This window comes from Moraxella sp. CTOTU47616 (assembly GCF_032017465.1).
In the GTDB taxonomy this organism is placed as follows: Bacteria; Pseudomonadota; Gammaproteobacteria; order Pseudomonadales; family Moraxellaceae; genus Faucicola; species Faucicola tetraodonis.
Window position 1 is genome coordinate 1 of record NZ_DALZPU010000013.1, and the last position, 18,673, is coordinate 18,673.

Genomic DNA, 18,673 nt, shown 5'->3' on the forward strand with positions numbered 1-18,673 from the left:
TAATCGATTATGTGGCTTATCCTAGCATATTTTTTAATCGTGAACAGGTTCTTAGTAACTTAACCTCTCTAACTTAGCTTCACTATCTTGGCTTCACAACAATAATAGCTGCAAAAATTATAATAGCAGCCCAAATCATTATGTATGATTGGGCTGCTATTACATTAATTTGATAATAATGCATATCGCTCATGTACTAACTTGTAGGTTAGCACATCTGATAGCAGTGCTTTTTCTTAAAATGCTTTTTTTAAATAGCGTCTTCAACACCTTCAATAATAAAGGCGCGATAATTTGCCCCTTTTAGACGATGTTGTAATGCTTCTTGATAGACGGGACTGTTATACCAGTCTCGCGCGGCTGCCATATCAGGAAAGCGTAAAATAACAGCGCCTTCAATCTCATTGCCTTCAAGCACTTCTAAGTGACCATAAAAAGCCAAGGGTGTTAGCTCACGACCTTCACGAGCAAGCGGCGCTTTTTGTGCATATTGCGCCAGTTCCTCAGCGTCCGTAGTTTGCTCACGGGTAAATACCACATACGCAGACATGGGCTACTCCTTATTTAACAATTCAAGGAGTGCACTGGCGGTTGCAGCAGAAGAAGCAGGATTTTGTCCAGTAATTAGTAAGCCATCTACTTGGACATACACTTGCCAGTCACCCGCTTTAGAATAATGACCACCTTTTTCTTTGAGCATATCTTCGACTAAAAACGGTACAACTTCGGTCAATCCTACTGCTTCTTCTTCAGTATTGGTAAAACCTGTCACGGATTTACCGCTGACCAAAGGCTTGCCATCACTGGTTTTTACATGACGAAGAACACCTGGGGCGTGACAAACTGTAGCAACGGGTTTTCCTGACTCAATCGCTTGTTCAATCAGAGCAATTGAAATCGGATCTTCTGCCAAATCCCACAAGGGACCATGCCCGCCTGGGTAAAACACGGCATCATAATCAGCGATAGAAATTTCGCTAAGTTTATGGGTCTGTGCCAACGCTTGCATTGCCACGGGATCTGCTTCAAAGCGATGCGTGGTTTCAGTTTGTGCATCGGCTAAGTTACTTTTTGGGTCTAGCGGTGGCTGTCCACCCTGAGGTGACGCTAGGGTAACTTCAACACCCGCATCAATAAAGGTGTAATACGGTGCTGCAAGTTCTTCTAGCCAAAAACCTGTTTTCTTACCAGTATTGCCGAGTTTGTCATGTGAGGTCAGAACAAGTAAAATTTTCATGTTATTTTCTCTGATAGTTTTTAGAATTTGGGTTATTGCTACATGAGCACACTAGGAAGTCGTGTGCGCAATGTACAAGATGCCGAGCAAATCAATCCTTCATTTAATAGCATTGAAAAAGATTGCGCGACTGATATCTAAGCAAACATTATCTGTCCAACAAACTTAAAAAATTTTTCAATACTGCAAATACTGGTCAACGCTAGTCAACACTGGGATTTTGCTGTCATCATGACGTCACTATACAGAAAAATAGACCAGTCGTCTATTTATTTGTAGTGTAGATTTATTGATAGTATAAATAATAAAATTTAATCCATCGGGAAAAGCAGTTTTTGTAAGTAAGATAGCTAGCTTAAAACTTGGTAACGATTAAAGCCACAGGGCGATATGATGGCACGGTAAGTAATTAAATGGCACAAAGTCTAAATTTGCACACTGCTTGCTATCAGAAAGTTAAGAAAATATTGTAATTGGATATGTGTAGTCAAATAACCGTCAATGAGACAGTATGAGATGACCGATTAGCTAAGTGACTGATTTAAGTGAATTGATATAATAAAGAGCTGCTTTTTAATTAATATTTTAGGCAGCTCTTTAACAGGCTTAGGCTCAAGAGAATTGGGCTTACAAGACTTAAACTTAATAAAATTAGGCTTCAATCTAAGCTGGTAGTTTACTTGCCAACACATCTACTTTTTCAATAGAAGGCGGTTCTGAAAATAGTTCATCTGCTTGAGCCATCAAAGCGGCAGCAACCTTGCCCGATAAATGAGCCTCGCGACCTGCTTCATCAGGGAATGCATCAAAAATACCAAAGGTTGAAGGGCCAAGGCGTAGACCAAACCATGCAACTGTGGCAGGTTCTTCATTGACGATAGGCAGACCAGCTTTTAGGAAATCTTCTACTTGTTGTTCTTTACCTGGTTTAGCTTCAAGACGGACATATAAAGCGGTTTTAACCATCACTAATACTCCAATATTGACTAGCCGACATTGACTAGCATCAAAATTGAGTCTAAACCACTGTTATATTCATGTCAAACGGCTTTACCGCATAGCTTTGTTGTATAAAGGTTACATAAACATTTATGCTTTAGGTCGTGGGGAATGTCTGTATCAGCTTAAATTTGATACTGATATTACTTCCTTTATGCTTGTGCTTTAACTATAACCTTGCTTTAACCATAACAAAGAAACAAGCATAAGTGATAAGGTGTAAATGATGTTGCACTCGCCACCTTTGATTGGGTACACTGGTACAACAATAAATGACGGCATTTTACCAACGGCTATTTTTGGCGAAAACACAGGCGCAAAAGCTATGACCTTAACTAGCGCCCTTGACCTTGCACCTTTAGCCTAGCCTAGCGTAGCCTCAGAATATCCACTATTTTTTATTAATTCTATCAGATTAGGCTGACTGACCTAAGCCAGCCTGTCTGCAATACACTAAAAACACTGCATTTAATTAAACTAACCCGCTATTAAATATACTATGACAAAAGGACAAATCCATGAAAGCCGTATCATATGTTATCAATAACCAGGATGATTTTAAAAATTCATTGGTAGATATTGAAAAAGCGAAGCCTACGCTTAAGGAGCGTGATGTACTGGTAAAAGTTCAGGCAATCTCTGTAAACCCCGTTGATACCAAAGTGAGAAAAAATTCGTCTGAAGCAAATAATCGTATTTTAGGTTGGGATGCCGTTGGGGAAATTATCGAAGTTGGCCCAAAAGTTACCTCGTTTAAAGTAGGAGATTGTGTTTGGTATGCTGGCGATTTAACCCGAGATGGTAGTAATGCTGAGTTTCAAGCAGTCGATGAACGAATTATCAGTCTTAAACCAATTACAGTATCTAATGCAGAAGCCGCAGCCTTGCCATTAACGGCTATCACGGCATGGGAAATGCTGTTTGATCGGTTTCAAATTTCAGAAACAGACGTTGGCAGTATTTTAATTATTGGTGGTGCAGGCGGTGTAGGATCAATCGCTATTCAGCTCCTAAAAGCAAAAACCAATCTGACCGTGATAGCAACAGCTTCACGTGAAGAAACGAAATCTTGGGTAAAATCACTGGGTGCCGACCATGTCATCGACCATAGCAAAGATTTAAACGAACAAATCGAAGCACTAGGTATTGAAAAACCAAAATACGTCTTCTCTACCAATCATACAGACACCTATATCAAGCAAATAGTTTCTCTGATTGCACCACAAGGTAAGCTTGGATTGATCGATGATCCACAAACCTTTGATATTATGCCGTTTAAGACTAAATCTATTTCTATCCATTGGGAGTTGATGTTCACCCGTTCAATGTTTGAAACCGATGATATTGAAAAGCAAGGTGAATTGCTGCAACAGGTTGCCCAGTTAGTTGACCAGCAAAAAATTAGAAGTACGCTTAACCAAAATCTAGGCAATATTAACGCTGCAAACTTGGAAAAAGCACATAAGCTGCTTGAATCAGGTAAGTCAAAAGGCAAAATTGTACTAGAAAACTTCTAAAACACACCTTGTAAAACTCATATTTTAAAACATATCTTGGGTAAAAAGCCCCTTAAAGTAACTCACCAAACGGCTGGCGGAACGAAAACTGCCAGCCGAAATCACTCATCATCTTGGCTGTGCCAATATGCCAAACTCAATAACTAAAACGATAATCAATAAAGTACTGCCACTAAGATGATGACAAGCCATGCCATCAATATAGAGATGACAGAAATCAACGCGGCTTGGGTATATTGATGGTTCATACAGTTATTCCGACACGCTAATACGCTTTATGAATCTAATAAACTTTGCGTATAATTTTCGATACCCATCGAGGTCATTAGTTCCATCTGCGTTTCTAGCCAATCAATGTGCTCTTCACTCCCGTCTTTGAGTTTGACCAATAATTTGCGAGAGACAAAATCGCTTTTCTGCTCACATAAAGCAATCGCATTTTTGATGATGTCAGTTTTTTGATACTCTAGTTGCAAATCACAACGCAAAATTTCAGCGACATTTTCACCGATTAAAATTTTGCCAAGCTCTTGCAAGTTTGGCAGCCCATCTAGCATTAAAATACGCTCAATGAGGTCATCTGCCCATTTCATCTCATGAATCGACTGATGATACAATTTTTCGTTAAGTTCACTCAGTCCCCAGTTTTTGGCGATACGTGCGTGTAAGAAGTATTGGTTAATAGCAATCAATGCCTGACCCAAAACTTGGTTTAGCGCTCTTAGAATTTCTTTATCGACTTGCATAATGTTTACCTTAGTTGCCTTATTGCTTTGTCGCCTTATTCAGAGATGTCACCGAGCTGAGATTGCAGATAATTAGGTAGTCCCATCATATCAATCAGTCTTAACTGCTGCTCTAACCAATGCGCATGGTCTTCTTCGGTATCGACCAATTGGGCGACCAAAATCTCACGGGTTACATAGTCTTGCTCTTGCTCACAAAGCGCAATGCCGTCTTTGAGATGTTGACGAACCGTATATTCAAGCTGCAGATCGGCTTGTAGCATACTTGGCACATCATGACCGATGTTGATATCGGCAACTTTCATATTGGGTGTGCCTTCTAGCATCAACACCCGATTGATTAAGGCACGCGCATGATCGCTTTCTTCTTCCATTTCATGATGCATACGCGTATGAAGTTTTGGATAATGCCATTCATGATACATTTGCGCATGAATAAAGTACTGGTCACGAGCCCCCAGTTCACCACTAATTAAGAAATTTAGATAATCAATAACAGCTTGGCTGCCTTTCATGGGTATATCCTTGAAAAATGAACAGAAACAAAGGTTGGGTATTATCTGAAATACTAAATTAAAGTGACGTTAAAAACAATTCACCGCAGCAAATAATTTACAATATTTGTCAGTCGCTCATTTATCGGGATTAATGAATAAGCTTAGGTGTGTACGCTAACAGCGCATTAGGCAACATTAATACACTAGGCAACTTCAATAAATAGGTGCGTATAGTTATTGATGCTCTGGGCGTACTCTTCGAGATAACCTTCAATCATTGGCTGACAGCCACCACAGCAAGTAGCCACATCAAGCTCAGCTTGTAGTGCTTCTAAGCTGTCATGACCTTGTTCAATGGCTGCTTTGATTTGACTTTCTTTGACGGCATTACAGATACACACAAACATACGCACCTCGTTGATAAATTTTCTTATATAATAATGATAACTATTCTTATTATCAATAAATATTTTATCAATCAGGTTATTCACTGACAAACGCAATTTTGGTTAGCTTGTTTTCGCTTGCTATTGCTAGGATTTGCGCGACGGTATCATATCGACTGTCTTTATCGACTCGCAGCTGAATGCTTGGGGTCTCGCTTAATTTGCCTTGTTCGGCAAAGCGCGTGTTTAATTGCGCCAAACTGATACTGACATCATCCCAAAAAATCTTGCCATCTTTATCAATGCTTACTTGTATCACTTTGGGCGGGGCTTCATTGACTTGTGCTGAGGTTTTGGGCAAATTTAGCGGTACACTGGGATTAATTACCGTTGCCGTCACCAAAAAAATAATCATCAAGACCAGCATGATATCAATCAGTGGAATCAGATTGATTTCATTCATGCCTGTCGAAGCGTCATCACCGAGTTGAAATGCCATAAGTTATTCCCTGTTTATCTATTTATCTGTTTAGCGATGGGTCAAGGTTAGGCGTTTTTCAGCATTAAGTCAGCGGCGTTAGTTTGTTGCTTGGGCTGCGAGCTGGTTTGTAAATGGGGTTGAGCGGCTAAACTAGTTTGCGTAACTTGGCTGGAAGAATTCATCAACACGTTGGCAAGCAAGGTATGCGCCGTGTCATTCGCTTGGTGCATGGCTTTGCGATTGATTCGTACTATGACATTGTACATAATGACTGCAGGAATGGCTACCGCAAGCCCAAGCCCAGTCATAATCAAAGCCTCCCCAACCGGTCCTGCGACTTGACCAAGTCCTGCTTGACCTGACTTAGCAATGCTATCTAAGGCATGAAAAATCCCCCACACGGTACCAAATAGCCCAATAAAAGGGGCAATGGCAGCGGTCGTGCCAAGGATATTTAAGCCCTGCTCACTGGCAAAACGGTAGCGATTGAGCTGTTGCAGTAACTGCTGCTCAGTGACCAATTTTTGATTGTCTAGGGATAAGGTGGCGAGTTGAGATTGCTGTTGGTAAATTTGCTGAGTCAAATCTTGCGACACTGTCTTAGCAATTTTTTGGCTATTTAAGATACGTAAAATACCTGTAATCCAAGACAGCATCGATAAAATAATTAACACAAAAAATAACGTCTTGGTCACTACATCTGTATATTGCCAGTAATTTGCAAAATCCATAATCATTCCTATAACACGATAAATATAAAAACTAACTTTAAATGTTAGTATAAATGATAATCATTATCAACAAAAATATTAAAAATTAGGCTTAATTTAACCAGCGACTTTACAATAAAATCCAACGACTTTAATTTAAGCAAATTTAAAATCTAATAATTTTAAAATCAAATGACTTTAAGATAAAGTAACTTTAAAATTAAGTAACTTTAAAACCTCATACTTTTTTATCTTCGCTTTGTGTTAGCTTTACCTTGGGCAAAACTAGCACAAGGTTATTGATAACCTACAGTATCGAGTAGGATGAACACCTTGCGCAAAATGCCGTTTTCGGTTACACCGATGAAGACCCTAGGCAATTGTCTTGATACCCCGCCAAACCTTGTGGAAGTAGGGCGAGTAAAAAATTGGATTTTGGACATAATTAAAATTTTTCTGCAATATTTTGTGAAAATATTAAACCGCAATGGGCAATCCATCATGCTGATGGTTATCACCCATTGAGTTTAAAACTGATAACTTAGCGCTACTTTGACATTGCGTCCCATGGCTTTATCACCCGTATTGGATACGTGCTCATAGTAGTAGGCATCTGTAAGGTTATACACGCCAGCATCCACAGTTAATTGTGGTAAAGTGCTTGGACGATAGCTACCAAATACATCATAGGTGGTAAAACTTGGCAAATCAGCCATATCAGTAGCGCTGGTGCGACGCGTTAAACCTTTGACATGGCGGATGGCGCTTCCAAGGCTGAATTTATCATTAATGTCATAATTAAAGCCAAGGTTTAACTGATCGCCTGAGTCTTTATTGAGTTGGTAACCTTGCTCAGTTTCGCTTTTGGCATGGGCATAGCCTGCATTCAAGCGCATATTATTTAGCCGATATTTTGCGCTCAGCTCATAGCCTTTGACGGTAGTCTCGCCGGCATTGATGTAGCTAGCACATTGCCCGTCTGTCACTGAGTTACCTGTGGTACAGTCAATGCCTGTTATGCGGTCGATTTTATTGTCATACTGGGTATCAAAGACTTTGGCGGTCAGCGACATACTGTCTTGACTGTCAAACACCCCCTGAAAACGGCTACTGATACCCAGCTCTGCATTTGCGCCTGTTTCTGCTTCGAGGTCTTTATTGACGAAGGTTTGTCCAGATTGGTGGATGGTTTCTGGCAAGGGTGGTCCATTAAACAATTGGGTATAACTGGCAAATAAGCTGTGGTTTGGCGTCAGTTTAAATTCCCCTGCCAATGCGCCCGACACTTGATTATAGTCGTCACTGCTTAAGCGCTCTGACGGCTTATAATGGTCAAAGCGCACGCCAGGCGTCAGCGCAAATCGTCCCAACTCGATTCGGTCTTGTAAGTACACCCCTACGCTGGTAGCGTCTTCTGTGATATCACTACTCTCTAACGTCGCTGATTTTTTATAGCCTTCTACCCCATAGTTGAGCGTATGTGTCAAAGCATGGTCACCATGATGCTGCGTCAGTTGCTGTTTGATACTTGCCGTCATGCCATCGGTTTTGCCTGACGTGGCTATACGCATGGGGGTCGTTCCGCGCAGTCCTTGCGACAGCGCTTCATTGGTTAAATGATAAATTTTGCTGTTTAGCTCAAAATTGCTATGCGGTTTATACTCATAACCGAGTGCATAGGTTTCATTATTGGTGTAGCCAGGGTGAATATTAGCGGGTAAATTGGCTTGGTAGCCGATATTGGGGCGAAACGGATAGTTGCCGTCATTGTCATAGCTTTGGTAACTGGCAGTAATTTTGTGACCTTCTGCTGGCATCACATTGACTTTGGCTAGTATATTTTTGATAGTAATATCATCACCTTGGATGTGGTTGCCTTTGCCATCTTCACCGCCATCGCTGTCACGCTCACTATAAGACACAATCATGTCCAACTGCTCATTGGGTTTGGCATAGGTCGTTAGACTTCGTTGAAATTGCTGATCGTTACTGGCATAGCCCAGTTTAACCTTTGCCCCCATTTTTTGATCAGGTAGTAGCAAGTCCTGTGCATCCACCGTGGTAAACGCCACACCGCCACCGATGGCATTATTGCCCAAAGTCACCGAGTTATTACCCACTGACACTTCTGTTGTTTTATATAAATCTGGGTCAAGTCCACTAATCCCGGCATGGTGAAAGCCGCGCGTTTCCGGTTGGCGCACCCCATCCACGGTGATTTTTAAGGCACTGCCTGCATTGTCTGAGCCCAAACCCCGAATATAAATATGCTGGTCCATCCCCGAAGTGCCACCGACATTCACCCCAGCAACCGTCGGTAAATATTGATTGAGTAAATCAGCTTGCTGTACCTTGACTGAGGTCTCATGGCGGAAATTCTCAGTCTGTTTTGCTGGGGTATATTGACGGGCATTAAAAGTAATGGTCTGCAAGGTAGTGACGGGTTCTGGCTCACTCGCTGTTGCCAACGGTGAATAAAGGGTGGTTAATACACACAAACTTAAATAGCGCAAAGCACCACGCGGCGGTAAACTAGCATTGGCAGTATTCATAAAATCACTCAGATATATAAAAAAAGAGAAGCGTTACAAAGCGGCAAGAATAATATAAATGATAATCATTATCAATTAATTTTTTCAATTATTTCCCTTTTTTCGAATATCTAACGCTAGTTATCAATAAGTAATCAAGTAAAATCAGGCAACATCAAGCGAAATGATAAAGTGGCTTAAAGTTCGCCCAATAATCCTTTCAACAAGTTATAACAATTTCACCCCGCTAAAATTTTGCTAATCTCTCCTAGACAGGAGCCACAATTGGTGCCTGCTTTGCAATGTTTACCAACCTCAACGACGGTTTTACAGTGATATTTTTTTATTGTCTCAACAATGGTATTTTCACCCACTGACATACAAGAGCAAACAATCCGCCCTGTATCAATAAAACCCGTGGCAGGTTTGCCCATTAGTAGCCATTTACGCGTATGGTTATCAAGACTTCTGCCAAATTGGCTATCTAGCCAGTTATGGGTGGGTAGTTTATGCTCGTGGGTGCTCAAAAATACTAGCGCATGGACTTGCCCATTTTGCAATATCGCAAGTCGTAAATCCTGGCTAGTGTTATCGGTATCAATATGTTGATAATGGATAATATCAAAGTTGTAGGCTTGCGCTGGTTGATAGAGCCATACACTTAACTGCTGTTGCCAATATTGCTTATCAAACCAAGTTGTCATGGCCGCAGACTGATTATCAATGGCAAAAAAATACTGGCTACTGTTTGACTGGCGATTACGCACCCAATAAGTCATATCTGGCGATTCGAGCCAACTGAGCAGGTTTTCATCACAGTGTTTATCAATCAATAACCATCCAAATGCTTGCATGGTTAGCTTTTGCAGCCTGACAGGTTGGTGCTTGAGCTGCGGTTGCTGTGAAAAGGGGTCATGATGATTGCTGATAAGCTTACCGACACGCGCATTGGCGGCAAAGTGTTGATTCCAGTGCATAGGTATAAACACATCGCCTTGGCGTTGTTTTTCAGTCACATCTGCCCGCACTAAGATAGTACCATTGGGACTGTTAATTTGCACAAAATCGTTATTTTGTACACCCAAAGGTTTGGCGTCACTCGGGTGAATCGCAACCAGTGGGTGCGGTAAATGCTGATTGAGCTGTGGGGCAATCCCTGTACGGGTCATGGTATGCCATTGGTCACGCGAGCGACCTGTGTTAAGCACTAGTGGATATTGCTCATCAGGCAATGACTTGGGTACTGCAGGATTAACGGTGACAAAATGCAGTTTTTGGGTATCAGTATAAGTTGTGCCGATAGTGGTGTGTGCGTCTTGTTTTTGTAGTCCAAAATAATGCGGTTGACCCCATTGAAACGGTGCCAAATTATCATACTCGTTTTGGCTAATATTGGCTAAATGACTGATATTAAAACTTCGACTATCTGTATTTTTTTCACCGCCATTCTTCTCGCCACTAAGCCGAGCGTGTTCGGCAAACACTTGGTAGTCGTGGGTGTAATCAAAACCCACAAAACCCATTTTCTGTGCCACTTGGCTGACTATCCACCAGTCGGGCTTGGCATCAGCAAATGGGGTGACTAAGCGGCGCTGGCGAGAGATACGGCGTTCGCTGTTGGTGACCGTGCCTGATTTTTCACTCCAGCCTTGCGCGGGCAAAGCCACATGAGCAAAGTCGAGCGTGTCGCTGTCTTTTGAGCAGTCAGACACGATGACCAGTGGGCATTGCTGTAACGCCATGGCAAATTTGTCTGCTTCTGGCAGACTGACCACAGGATTGGTCGCCATAATCCAAATCGCTTTAATTTGCCCCTCCAAAATAGCATCGGCACATTGGGTTGCCTTGATACCATCTTTACCACTAATACTAGTCGGTGCTTGCCAAAAGTTGGCTACTGTTTGACGATGGTCGCTGTTTTTGAGCTCAAAATGACTGGCAAGCAGATTGGCTAACGCCCCGACCTCTCGCCCACCCATGGCATTGGGCTGTCCTGTAATTGAGAATGCCCCTGCCCCTTCATAACCTAGTTTGCCTGTATAAAGGTGGCAATTGATAATGCTATTGACCTTATCAGTGCCATTACTGGCTTGATTGACACCCATGGAGTAAAAACTCACGGTTTTCTTGGTAGTGGCAAACAATTGGTAAAACTCGGTTAAATCACTTTCGTTGACACCGCAGATTTTGGCAACTTTTTTAATCGTCCAACTGTCACTGGCTGCAAGCGTATCAGCAAGATTGTCACAATGCCTGAGATAATCGTGATTGGCATAGCCGTTTTGGTGCAAGTAATTGAGTAGTCCGACAAATAAATGGGTATCTGTGCCGGAGCGAATCGGCAAATGCAAGTCAGCAATCGCGGTGCTGTCAGTGGCTCGCGGGTCAATCACCACGATTTTTTTGTTGGCATTGGCTTGTTTGCTGGATTTTAACCGACCAAATAAAATCGGATGACACCACGCCATATTCGAACCGATAATGATAAATAGGTCGCTGTTTTCGATGTCTTCATAATTACAAGGCACTGTGTCCGAGCCAAATGCTCGCTTGTAGCCAGCCACCGCTGATGACATACACAGTCGAGAATTGGAGTCCAAATTATTGGTACCCAAAAAACCTTTGGTAAATTTGTTCGCCACGTAATAATCTTCGGTGAGCAGTTGTCCCGATACATATAGCATAATGCTGTCGGCGCCATATTCATCAATGGTCTGTTGCAATGATTTGGCAACAAAATCGGTGGCGGTATCCCAATCGACTGGCTTGCCATGAATCATCGGATGTGCCAAACGGCGGTCACGATCTAGCGTATCGCCCAACGCTTTGCCTTTGGAGCATAATTTGCCAAAGTTGGCAGGATGGTTTGGATCACCGTCAATGCTGACGTGTTGGGTGTTCTCATCAATCGTCGCCAACACGCCACAGCCAACACCACAATAGGCACAGGTAGTCTTGACTTGGGTCAGGGGAGATTTTTGTAGTGCTAAATGTTGTATAGTTGTTGTCACACGTTAACCTTTTACTATTTTTAATTTCTATCAGTCAGATTAGCCCGCCAGCAACTCTTCACAAAACGCTTTGCCAAACAGTAATTTATCTTTGATGGCTGAAATATCTTGTTGGTTTTGAATCAGTTCAAAAAACCAACCGCCCTCTTGTACATCACCATATAGCACTGCAGATAAAATACGGTTGTCTTTTACGGTGATTTTTTGATAGATGCTATGGCTAGGGTCTTGATAAATCAACTGCTCGCAGTCGTGACTCACATCGATATCACCTGCCGAAAATAGTGCCACGCCCGAGACCTTTAGTTTGGTTGCTGTTGGTTGTATGCTAAACACGGGCGAGATGCTGCCTGGCTGCTCGTTTAAGGTATGTAGCAGAATATTGGCTTGCTCATACACAGGTGCGACGAGCCCAAATAGTTGGTTGTCAAACTGTACACACTCACCAATCGCATACACGTCTGGGGTATGGGTTCGCATTTGGTTATCAACCAAAATCCCCCGCTCGCAAGTGATACCGACCTGTTGCGCAAGGGCAATATTGGGTCGCACGCCGACGGTCATGATAATGCAATCGCTGTCAATGGTTTTGGCAGGGATGGATGTGTCGACATTATCCGTGTAAGTCAGTCCAGTGACCTGGTTATCCTTATCTACACAAATCGCTTGGGAGTTGGCGTTGAGCACAAACTCAATACCTTTGTTTTCAAAGTAAGTTTGCAGTAAATCGGCAGCGGTTTTATCCAGTTGGCGATTGAGTAAATAGCCTGCCCCATGTACCACAGTGACTTTCGCTCCCTGTTGCACCAAAGCATTGGCAGCCTCAAGACCGAGTAACCCACCGCCGATAACCAAGCATTTTGGAGATTTTTTGCCATTATGATTGGTTTTTGCGATATCTAGCATAGCATCCACATCGGCTTTGGTACGAAAACCCATGACGCCTTTTGCGGTATGGTTGGGCAATGGCAAAATAAATGGCGTTGAACCTGTGGCAAACACCAATTTGTCATAGTCGATGGTTTCGCCGCTGTCGGTGATGACCTGATGAGCAGCAAGATTGATATCGCTAACAGTGCAGCCTGTCTTTACAGTGATGTTATGGTTGGCGTACTCCTCTTGAGAAAATAGATAAATCTCAGCGAAGCGTTTTTCCCCTGCCAATACAGGCGATAGCATAATACGGTTATAGCCTGCATATGGCTCGCTGTTGATAAGCGTGATGGCAAACTCATCTTGACTTTGCTCGCCTTGGCTATCAATCCCCAGTCCGCTGTGGGCACTCAATCTGCTTTTGGCATACTGCATAGCAAAGCGTGTCCCTGCCATCCCTGCCCCTATGATAAGAATGTGTGTATGTTGCATTGCTTGGCTGACCTTGCTTATCCGACCCGATATTTAAATACTTTAAAATTTAGCACTTTAGAATCTAGCACTTTAAAATTTAATAATTCAAAATTTATGCCAACCGTTTTAAGCGGTTGTTTTTTACTGTTTTCTATGATGTTTTAAATTTTGGCTTTTATTTGCCGGACAGTGTGATGGATGTTAACCACTCTTTGAATTTAATCTCTTTAACTGTGCATGACTGTTTGACGGTTTTTAAAATATTTTTAGACATTTTTTTGCCTATTTATTTGCATTATTTTTTCACCTTATCGATTACTTACCAAAATAGTGCAGTACGGCGTCAAATTTTTATGATTCATACTAATCGGTGAAAGTTTTATCACAGCAAAAAATAGCTAATTGATGGGTCATCAAAAAAATTATTGTAAAAACAAAAGTTTATGATAATGGCATAAATATTGCTTTTGCCTTGTTACCGTGAACCGTACAGGCTTACTTAAAGGAGAAGCAGATGCCCCAACGTTTACCGCTGTTTGCTATGAAATTACCCCGTATCAAGGTGTTACATTACACCTGGTTTGCTTTTTTCGTCACCTTTTTAATTTGGTTTGCTCATGTGGCATTGATGCCAACTATCAAACAATATTTTCATTTGAGCGATGGACAAGTCAAAGCGATCTTGATGCTCAATGTGGCTTTGACCATTCCTGCCCGTTTGCTAATCGGCGCGATGGTCGATAGATACGGCCCCAAGCGTTCGTATAGTGCTGTGTTATTGATTAGCGGTTTTTTGTGTTTTGTGTTTGCTTTTGCCCAAAGTTTCCAAATGCTGGCGATTGGGCGGTTTTTGCTAGGTTTTGTCGGTGCAGGATTTGTGGTTGGGATTCGTTTGATTTCAGAATGGTTTCCTGTCAATGAAGTCGGCTCGGCAGAAGGGGTGTACGGCGGTTGGGGCAATTTTGGGGCGGCAGTAGCGTCGATGTCGATGCCGATTCTTGCCTTAGTGTATGGCGGTGCAGATGGTTGGCGGTATGCGATTGCGACAACAGGCGTGATTGCGATTGTTTATTCGGTCATTTTTTATCGTGGTGTCAGTGATACACCCAAAGGCGCGACTTATTTTAAACCAAAAAAATCAGGCGGTTTGGAAGTATCAAACAAGGCAGACTTTTACTTTTATGCGGTGATGATTTTACCGGTTTATGCGATTTTGTTTTTGTTGGCGTGGCGTTTGTCACCTAGCGGATTAAAATTATTAACCGCTAATCAAACCATGCTGGCATATGCGGTGGTGGCGGTGCTTGTAGTCTATCAATATATCAAAATCTGGTCAGTCAATAAGCATTTATTTGATACATCTCGCCCTGCGGTAAATCCAGAATATGGTTATCAGTTCAAACAAGTGGCGATTTTAGACATGGCGTATTTGGCATGTTTTGGCTCTGAGTTGGCAGTGGTGTCGATGTTGCCGCAATTTTTTATTACCAACTATGGTGTATCGCATACTTTAGCAGGGTTGACTGCAGGCTGTTTTGCGGTGATGAATTTATTTGCTCGTCCTGGCGGTGGTTTTATGTCCGATGCGGTCGGTCGTCGTAAAGTATTGATGATTGCATTGGCAGGGCAAACGGTGGGTTATCTGCTAATGACGCAAATGACTAAGTTACCATTGGCGGGTGCAGTGGCAATCGTGCTGCTTACTTCTGTATTTGTGCAAGCAGCATGCGGTGCAGTGTACTCAGTGGTTCCGCTCATTCAACGCCGTATGACAGGGCAAATTGCTGGTATGGCGGGTGCGTATGGTAACGTAGGTGGGGTGTTGTTTTTGACTATTTTCTCTATGGTATCGCCAACAGGATTCTTTATTACCCTCGCGATTTTTGCAGGGATTGCCTTTATTGGCGCGACCTTCCTGAGCGAGCCACAAGGACATATGGTCGAGGTGCACGAAGATGGCACGATTGAGCGAATTGCGATAGCGTAATCGCTCTTTAAATCCAACCAAAAAACAGTCGACCAGCGGACAAGGAAGTCTAGTTAGTAAGGCAAAAAAGGGTGTATGCCCTTTTTTCATTTTTGCACAATGCGTAGCAACTGTGCTAGTAAGGAAAAACCCATGTCAAAAGCCATTCAGCAAAATACCCCCAGTTTTCAATCCTTGCCGCAACTGCTGACCCGTGCTGCTAGTCATGCAGGGCGCAAAGCGGAAAACCAAGACACCTTGACGGTGCAAACGCTGGTGCCGACAAGGGATAGCAGCGCCGCTCAGCTTGCATGGCAAGTCACCGCTTTAGCTGACGGCGTCAGCAGCTGCGGACAGCCAAAGCTCGCCAGTCAATGGGTGATTGATACGCTGATCGACCAATTAACCATGCACCAAGCTGACATGGTGACAACCCCAGTTACTAGCCCTGTGACTAGCGATTCATTGAATAACAACAATGCCGAAACGCTGGCGCAAATGCTCACCAAAAGCGTGCATATTATCAATGATTTTTTGTATTTTAGTGATCACCATGACAGCTTTGATTCAGCCTCGCAGCGGTATTTGCCCAAATTACTCTCAACCTTATCTGGGCTGCTGTTTACCGAGCCTTTATTATCCGAGCACTCGGCAGTGTTATTCCACACGGGCGACAGCCGTATCTATCGGCTACGACACAACAAAATGCGCATACTCACCCAAGACCACAGACACAAACGAGGGCGAGACAAAGGAGCCTTAGCCGCTGCACTTGGCGCAGATGCCCATGTAGAATTACAACTCGCCCAAATTGATGTGTTGCCCGAAGATGTGTTTTTGATAATGACCGATGGCGTGTATGAATTTATCGGTGATGATGAATTATTGTTACTCACCCAATCGGCATTGGGCAAATTGTTGGCGCTGGATAATTCCACCACCTTCGACTTAGAAAATTTGCCAGAAACTTTGTGCCAAGTGGCATTGGAAAATGGCAGTAACGACAATGTCAGTTGCGTGATGATAGCCGTCTTGCCAAAAGTTGCGAGAATTTTGGCGAATGCAGATTTTGACAAAGCTGACCTTGCCGAACATACAGACAATCGTGATGCCGTTACCCGTTTACGGATTCCGCCTGTGCTGACTGTCGGCGACAAGCTTGATCATTTTACCATTGACAAAGTGGTGCAAAACACCCCACGCAGTAGCGTGTATTTGGCAACTGATAACACCGCTGACACAGCCGATAATCAGCGTATTATCAAAGTGCCGTCTGCCTATTATGAAGACGATAGCGGATTTTTACGGCTGTTTTTAAAAGAAGAAAAAATAGGGTTAAGCCTCAATCACCCAAGCTTACTAAAATTTTACCCCAAGCCGATGAATAGCCAATATCTGTACCATGTCACCGAATTTTTGCAAGGCATGAGCTTGCGTGAATTTATCGACACCCAGCCGCCCTTATCGGTTGCCCAAACCTTTGCTATTGTCAATCAAATCGGTATGGCGCTGCGAGCCATGCACCGTAATTATCTACTCCATCAAGATATCAAGCCCGAAAATATCATGCTGCTGCCATCGGGTCATATCAAGCTCATTGACTTTGGTTCGGTTGGCTCGTTGCTCTTAAGAACTGGGCATACACCGCCTGTGGGCGATTTGCATTATATTGCCCCCGAATATTTTAGCGATGCACCAAAAGGGGTGTATTCCGATATTTTCTCGCTGGGTGTGGTGACTTATGAGATGCTGACGGGGCTACAGCCGTTTGATGTCGATACCTTGACCACTGCGATGACCGCCCAAACTACCCAAAAACTGGCGTTCAAAAACGTGCGGCAATTGCGCACGGATTTGCCATTTTGGGTCAATGACGTGCTGATTCGTGCGCTGCAAGCAGATAGCAACCGCCGCTATCAGAGCATTGGCGATTTTCTCACCGACCTTGACCCCAAAAGCCATGCTGATGATAAAGCCAAGCAGCCGCTGATTGATAAACATCCTGTGCTATTTTGGCAACTGGTCAGTGGCATATTAGCAGCGCTGTTGCTCATCACTTGGTTACTGGTTGGGTTAAATCACTAAAATGTGAGTTATTTTTCTTAATAGACAATTAACCTATATATTTTAACCCATTGAAATTTATAATTAATTTAAATATTGGCATAAAGTTTGCTTATATAACAGTATAGAAAAACTTGGGATAATACTCGCCAAAAGCCAATCATTATCCTAGTCAAAAAGCCAATGTTTCGTTAGAAGGGATAAATACATGAAAAATCTTATCGTCGTCGGTAATGGGATGGTCGGGCACCACTTTATCGAAAAAGCGATTGAAAAACGCCTACACCAAACTTACCAAATCCATGTGTTTAGTGCTGAGAGTCGCCCTGCCTATGACCGTGTCTATTTATCCAGTTATTTTGAACATAAAGACGCCAGTCAGCTTAATTTAGTGGATCTGGCAAACTATGAGCAAGCGGGCATTACTTTGCATTTGGGTGAAGGCGTCGCAAGTTTTGATGCGCAAACCAAAACCCTTATCACCAGCAAGGGCAACACCTTAGAATTTGAAAAATTGGTGTTAGCAACAGGCTCGTATCCGTTCGTACCCCCAGTACAGGGCAATGACCATGCCCACTGCCATGTGTATCGCACCATTGATGACTTAGACGCCATCATCGCCACCGCCGCCAATTCTCGAGTACAGCGTGGCGTGGTTGTGGGTGGCGGTCTGCTCGGACTTGAAGCCGCAAAAGCCTTGGTCACTTTGGGGTTAACCACGTATGTGGTCGAGTTTGCTCCACAATTGATGGGCGTTCAGCTTGACGCTGCCGGTGGTGAGCTGCTGAAAAAGAAAATCGAAGACTTGGGCGTCACCGTTTTGACAGGCAAAAACACCCAACAAATCATCGACAACCATGATGATGATGCCAGTTTTTTAACCATGCAGTTTGCTGACGGCACTTTGCTCGATACCGACTTGATTTTATTTAGTGCAGGGATTCGCCCTGAAGATACCATTGCACGAGATTCTGGAATCAAACTTGGTGAACGTGGTGGAATTGCCATTGACGATATGTGTCAAACGAGCGAGCCAGATATTTATGCCATTGGTGAATGTGCGTTATGGGACAACAAAATTTATGGGCTGGTTGCTCCAGGCTACACCATGGCAAGCGTGTGTGCGTCACAAATAGCAGGTGAGCATGACAGCCTATTTGACGGTGCGGACATGAGTACCA

At 43.0% G+C, this 18,673-nt stretch carries 15 protein-coding genes; 4 read left to right on the forward strand and 11 right to left on the reverse strand.

Going from position 1 to position 18,673, the window contains the following annotated elements; genetic code table 11:
- Positions 1 to 250: 250 nt before the first annotated feature.
- The 3 genes from RTS10_RS10830 to RTS10_RS10840 form a co-directional block, all read right to left on the reverse strand.
- On the reverse strand, positions 251 to 550 hold the full coding sequence (locus RTS10_RS10830) for a DUF1330 domain-containing protein (RefSeq protein WP_219330858.1): 300 nt from the start codon (positions 548 to 550) through the stop codon (positions 251 to 253).
- A 3-nt stretch (positions 551 to 553) separates the two neighbouring features.
- The gene (locus RTS10_RS10835; protein WP_050323949.1) at positions 554 to 1,237 is read right to left on the reverse strand and encodes a type 1 glutamine amidotransferase domain-containing protein; all 684 of its coding nucleotides are present in this window, start codon (positions 1,235 to 1,237) and stop codon (positions 554 to 556) included.
- A gap of 663 nt (positions 1,238 to 1,900) precedes the next feature.
- Positions 1,901 to 2,203 (reverse strand): putative quinol monooxygenase, encoded by a 303-nt coding sequence (locus RTS10_RS10840; protein WP_007116447.1) that lies wholly within the window; start codon positions 2,201 to 2,203, stop codon positions 1,901 to 1,903.
- Between the two features lie 551 nt (positions 2,204 to 2,754).
- Between RTS10_RS10840 and RTS10_RS10845 the strand changes: the two genes are divergently transcribed.
- Complete coding sequence (locus RTS10_RS10845) at positions 2,755 to 3,753, forward strand: zinc-binding alcohol dehydrogenase family protein (RefSeq protein ID WP_204154956.1); 999 nt, start codon at positions 2,755 to 2,757, stop codon at positions 3,751 to 3,753.
- A 275-nt stretch (positions 3,754 to 4,028) separates the two neighbouring features.
- Here RTS10_RS10845 and bfr (RTS10_RS10850) read toward each other — a convergent pair whose 3' ends face one another.
- The 8 genes from bfr (RTS10_RS10850) to RTS10_RS10885 form a co-directional block, all read right to left on the reverse strand.
- The gene (gene bfr / locus RTS10_RS10850) at positions 4,029 to 4,499 is read right to left on the reverse strand and encodes a bacterioferritin (protein WP_099833574.1); all 471 of its coding nucleotides are present in this window, start codon (positions 4,497 to 4,499) and stop codon (positions 4,029 to 4,031) included.
- A gap of 35 nt (positions 4,500 to 4,534) precedes the next feature.
- Entirely contained in the window at positions 4,535 to 5,014 is a 480-nt protein-coding gene (gene bfr / locus RTS10_RS10855) for a bacterioferritin (protein ID WP_312385935.1), read from the reverse strand.
- Positions 5,015 to 5,199: 185 nt separating this feature from the next.
- Positions 5,200 to 5,403: a (2Fe-2S)-binding protein gene (locus tag RTS10_RS10860; RefSeq protein ID WP_128680687.1), complete on the reverse strand. Its 204-nt coding sequence runs from the start codon at positions 5,401 to 5,403 to the stop codon at positions 5,200 to 5,202.
- A 76-nt stretch (positions 5,404 to 5,479) separates the two neighbouring features.
- Positions 5,480 to 5,881 carry an ExbD/TolR family protein gene (locus RTS10_RS10865; RefSeq protein ID WP_312540307.1) on the reverse strand — a complete coding sequence of 134 codons (402 nt, stop codon included), beginning with the start codon at positions 5,879 to 5,881 and terminating at the stop codon, positions 5,480 to 5,482.
- A 47-nt stretch (positions 5,882 to 5,928) separates the two neighbouring features.
- On the reverse strand, positions 5,929 to 6,594 hold the full coding sequence (locus RTS10_RS10870) for a MotA/TolQ/ExbB proton channel family protein (protein ID WP_312540308.1): 666 nt from the start codon (positions 6,592 to 6,594) through the stop codon (positions 5,929 to 5,931).
- Between the two features lie 506 nt (positions 6,595 to 7,100).
- Positions 7,101 to 9,125: a TonB-dependent receptor domain-containing protein gene (locus RTS10_RS10875; protein ID WP_312540310.1), complete on the reverse strand. Its 2,025-nt coding sequence runs from the start codon at positions 9,123 to 9,125 to the stop codon at positions 7,101 to 7,103.
- A gap of 218 nt (positions 9,126 to 9,343) precedes the next feature.
- Positions 9,344 to 12,115, reverse strand: a complete 2,772-nt coding sequence (locus tag RTS10_RS10880) for a molybdopterin-dependent oxidoreductase (RefSeq protein ID WP_312540311.1) — start codon at positions 12,113 to 12,115, stop codon at positions 9,344 to 9,346.
- A 39-nt stretch (positions 12,116 to 12,154) separates the two neighbouring features.
- Positions 12,155 to 13,480, reverse strand: coding sequence for an NAD(P)/FAD-dependent oxidoreductase (locus RTS10_RS10885; RefSeq protein ID WP_312540312.1), 1,326 nt, complete (start codon positions 13,478 to 13,480; stop codon positions 12,155 to 12,157).
- A 496-nt stretch (positions 13,481 to 13,976) separates the two neighbouring features.
- On the opposite strand from RTS10_RS10885, the gene RTS10_RS10890 reads away from it, so the two are divergent.
- From RTS10_RS10890 to RTS10_RS10900, 3 genes are all read left to right on the forward strand, one after another.
- On the forward strand, positions 13,977 to 15,449 hold the full coding sequence (locus RTS10_RS10890; protein ID WP_203171507.1) for an MFS transporter: 1,473 nt from the start codon (positions 13,977 to 13,979) through the stop codon (positions 15,447 to 15,449).
- A gap of 132 nt (positions 15,450 to 15,581) precedes the next feature.
- Entirely contained in the window at positions 15,582 to 17,513 is a 1,932-nt protein-coding gene (locus tag RTS10_RS10895; protein WP_312540314.1) for a bifunctional protein-serine/threonine kinase/phosphatase, read from the forward strand.
- 187 nt (positions 17,514 to 17,700) lie between these two features.
- The coding region (locus RTS10_RS10900; protein ID WP_312540316.1) for an FAD-dependent oxidoreductase at positions 17,701 to 18,673 on the forward strand (973 nt) is incomplete at its 3' end.